This window comes from Binatus sp. (SeqCode), assembly GCF_036522015.1.
Classification (GTDB): Bacteria; Desulfobacterota; Binatia; order Binatales; family Binataceae; genus Binatus.
The window spans coordinates 1-3,090 of sequence record NZ_DATDGQ010000127.1; the positions used below are offsets into that span (position 1 = coordinate 1).

Annotated in this window: 3 protein-coding genes and 1 pseudogene; 1 reads left to right on the top strand and 3 read right to left on the bottom strand. The window is 60.8% G+C overall.

Going from position 1 to position 3,090, the window contains the following annotated elements:
• Positions 1-230 precede the first annotated feature (230 nt).
• On the top strand, positions 231-1,328 hold the full coding sequence (locus VIW95_RS05300; protein ID WP_331584380.1) for a hypothetical protein: 1,098 nt from the start codon (positions 231-233) through the stop codon (positions 1,326-1,328).
• Between the two features lie 11 nt (positions 1,329-1,339).
• Here VIW95_RS05300 and VIW95_RS05305 read toward each other — a convergent pair.
• The 3 genes and pseudogenes from VIW95_RS05305 to VIW95_RS05315 form a co-directional block, all read right to left on the bottom strand.
• Positions 1,340-1,597: pseudogene (locus tag VIW95_RS05305) on the bottom strand (Rdx family protein); the annotation flags it as partial.
• Between the two features lie 81 nt (positions 1,598-1,678).
• On the bottom strand, positions 1,679-2,242 hold the full coding sequence (locus VIW95_RS05310) for a pyruvoyl-dependent arginine decarboxylase (RefSeq protein ID WP_331584381.1): 564 nt from the start codon (positions 2,240-2,242) through the stop codon (positions 1,679-1,681).
• Between the two features lie 56 nt (positions 2,243-2,298).
• On the bottom strand, positions 2,299-3,090 hold a 792-nt coding region (locus tag VIW95_RS05315), incomplete at its 5' end, for a methylmalonyl-CoA mutase family protein (RefSeq protein ID WP_331584382.1).

A 3,090-nucleotide genomic window follows, 5' to 3' on the forward strand; every position in this document is an offset into this window, starting at 1 on the left:
CGCGCTATACGATCAGGCCGAAACAATCGTCGTAGCCGACGCGCCGTGGGTATTTCTCTACTACCCGGTGACGTACATCATTCGCCAGCCGTGGGTGCACGACTACGTGATCAATCCGATGCGCCCGACGCGCTTCGAGCACGTCTGGCTCTCCCCACATTCGGAATAGTGAGAGCGACAACTGCGCGCGATATCGACTATGATCAAAAAATCAGAATGAGGAGCCAACCATGATCACGCAGGGCGACGACTATCCGATTCATCAGACGCCGGAGCCGGTTCAGCAGGTGTTCACTAGCGACCGCAACTTTTACGATCGATTTTTTTTCAACGGATACTTTCGCGAGGGCGAGCCCTACTTCGCCGTCGCGATGGGAATTTATCCGAACGTCGGAATCATCGATTGCGCATTCAGCGTCATCGCTGGTGGCGTGCAACATTGCGTGCGCGCGTCGCGAGTGCTCGGTGCCGAGCGAATGGATACGCGTGTCGGCCCGATCTCAATCGAGATCGTGCGCCCGATGCGCTCGATGCGGCTGCGCGTCAATCACGAAGCCGTCAAGGCCGACCTGATGTTCGAGGCCCGCGCCGACGCAATCGAGGAACCTCGTTTTTCGCGCCGCGCCGGCCCGCGGCTCATCATGGATTTGACGCGGTTCACGCAGCACGGCGGTTATAGCGGCAGCCTGACGGTCGCCGGCAAGACTTACGACGCTAAACCCTCGCGGGTCTGGGGTTCGCGCGATCGCTCGTGGGGCGTGCGCGGAATAGGCCCTCAGGATCCCGCAGGAGTGCCGTCACCGACGCCCGTAATGGGCCAGTTCTACTGGCTGTGGTCGCCGACCAATTTCGAGGATCTCTGCACGCATTGCGACTGCAATGAAAACGCCGACGGCTCGCGATGGCACCAGTTCGGCGCTGTTACGCCCGCGGAGCCCGGTGCACCGCTGGACCTCGCAACCGGAGTCGATTTCAACGTCAACTACGCGCCCGGAACGCGCCACGCAAAGAGCGCCGAAATAGTTTTGCGAAGCCCGCGCGCCGGCGAAAGTCGCATCGAGCTGAAGACGCTCTTCAACTTCTACATGCAGGGCATCGGCTATTTTCATCCGAAGTGGGGCCACGGAATGTACGTCGGGCCCGACGTCTCGACCTACGAATCGTTCAAAACCGCCGACGTCAACCAGCGCGACATGATGCATCAGCACATCCAGGCGGTGTGTCAGGCGAAAACAGGGTCGCGCGAGGGCATGGGGATTCTGGAGATGGCGATCCTCGGGCCCCACGAGCGCAGCGGCTTCAAGGAATTCCTCGACATGCATCCGTAGCGGAACGAAGCTCAGTTCCGCAGTTTGTCGAGGATGCGGCCGACGAATCCTTCCGGCTTTTTTATTTCGACCGGCACAGGCTCGCGGCCTTCTTTCAGTGCTGCGAAAAGTTCCTCGACCTCGCCGTCAACCGGGAATCGGCCGGTGCTGGATTTCGAGAACACCAGACGTCCGTTAACGATCACGTCGAACTGGCCGGATTTGCCGGGCGTGATGTCCGCCCTCTCGCCGAACCTGGAATCCAATGATGCGGCCAGACTGGCCGCGCGTGGCTTGTAGCCTCAAGCCGAGCAGTAGAGAATTTCTGTCGCCATAACTAAAGCCTATCCGGCCAGCTCGCGCCGTACAAACTACTTGCCGTTGGGTATATCGACGAACACTGCGGCGGCGACCACCGACGACCACAGTCCGTCGCGGTCGCCGATCGCCGACTGCGTCACGTTGCGTGTCGTCACGATCTTGTCCGACATGCGCCACAGATCCTTGCGTTCGTCGTAGCTGAGATTTGGATCGAAATCGACGCCGAGAATTGTCGCGAGCATCATCGCCGCCAGATCCTCGGCATAGTCGCCCGCCTTTTGATCCGTCTCGCCCGTGCTGTGATGTTCCGACAAGTATCCGTACTGCGCCGGATTGCTCGGCAGCGCGACGCCCACCGACGACGCGATCAGCCGGTGCGGTTCGTTGGTCGCGTTATCGCTCATCACGGCAAAAACGATCTGCCCCGGCGTCAGGTATTTCAGGCCTTCCTGCTGGCTGAGTAGTCTGCAGTTGGGTGGGAAAATCGACTTGACGCGCACGAGATTGAACTCGGCGATTCCCGCGGAGCGCAGAGCGAGCTCGAAAGAAGTCAGCTTCTCGCGATGCCGCCCCACGCCCTTGGTCAGAAATGTCCCCTTCGGGATCGGCCCCATTTATGTCGTCTCCTCTCCGGTGCCGCTTTCTTTTATACGAATCCGCCCGCCCGACGCTATACGGTATTCACCGGCGAGTACTCGCCGAACACCTTGCGCATCGCGTCCGAAATTTCCCCAAGCGTGCACCAGCCGCGCACCGCATCGACGATCGGCGGCATCAGGTTCTGCCCGTCGCGCGCCGCCGCCTCGACTCGCGCGAGCGCTTTGTTCGCTGTCTCTGCGTTTCGCTCCGCTCGCACGCGCGCAACGCCCGCCTTCTGTTTCGCCTCCAGCTCCGGCTTGACCCGCAGAATTTCCCCCGGTGGTTCGCCGCCTCCGGTAAACTGGTTGACCCCTACGATAATTCGCTGCTTGGTTTCAATCTCGCGCTGGTAAATGAATGCCGCATTCTGAATTTCGCGCTGCATGTATCCGCGCTCGATCGCCGCGACCGCGCCGCCGAAGTCGTCGATCTTCGATAGATACTCGACCGCCTTCTTTTCAAGCTCGGTCGTCAGCCGTTCGACGTAGTACGAACCGCCAAGCGGGTCGATAGTGTCCGCGACGTCCGACTCATGCGCGATCAGCTGCTGCGTGCGTAGCGCGAGCAGCACCGAAGATTCAGTCGGCAGCGCGAGCGCCTCGTCTTTTGAGTTGGTATGCAGCGATTGTGCTCCGCCGAGCACCGCCGCCAGCGCCTGCATCGTCACGCGCACGACGTTGTTGTCCACCTGCTGGGCGGTCAGCGTCGAGCCTGCGGTCTGCGCGTGAAACCGCATCATCATCGAGCGTTCGTCCTTCGCACCGAAACGCTCCTTCATTATTTTCGCCCACAGCCGCCGCGCCGCGCGGAACTTCGCGACTTC

Excerpts from the sequence above, each read along its gene's own strand:
- VIW95_RS05310 (WP_331584381.1), bottom strand. The coding sequence starts at position 2,242 with ATGGGGCCGATCCCGAAGGGGACATTTCTGACCAAGGGCGTGGGGCGG.
- VIW95_RS05300 (WP_331584380.1), top strand. The coding sequence starts at position 231 with ATGATCACGCAGGGCGACGACTATCCGATTCATCAGACGCCGGAGCCG.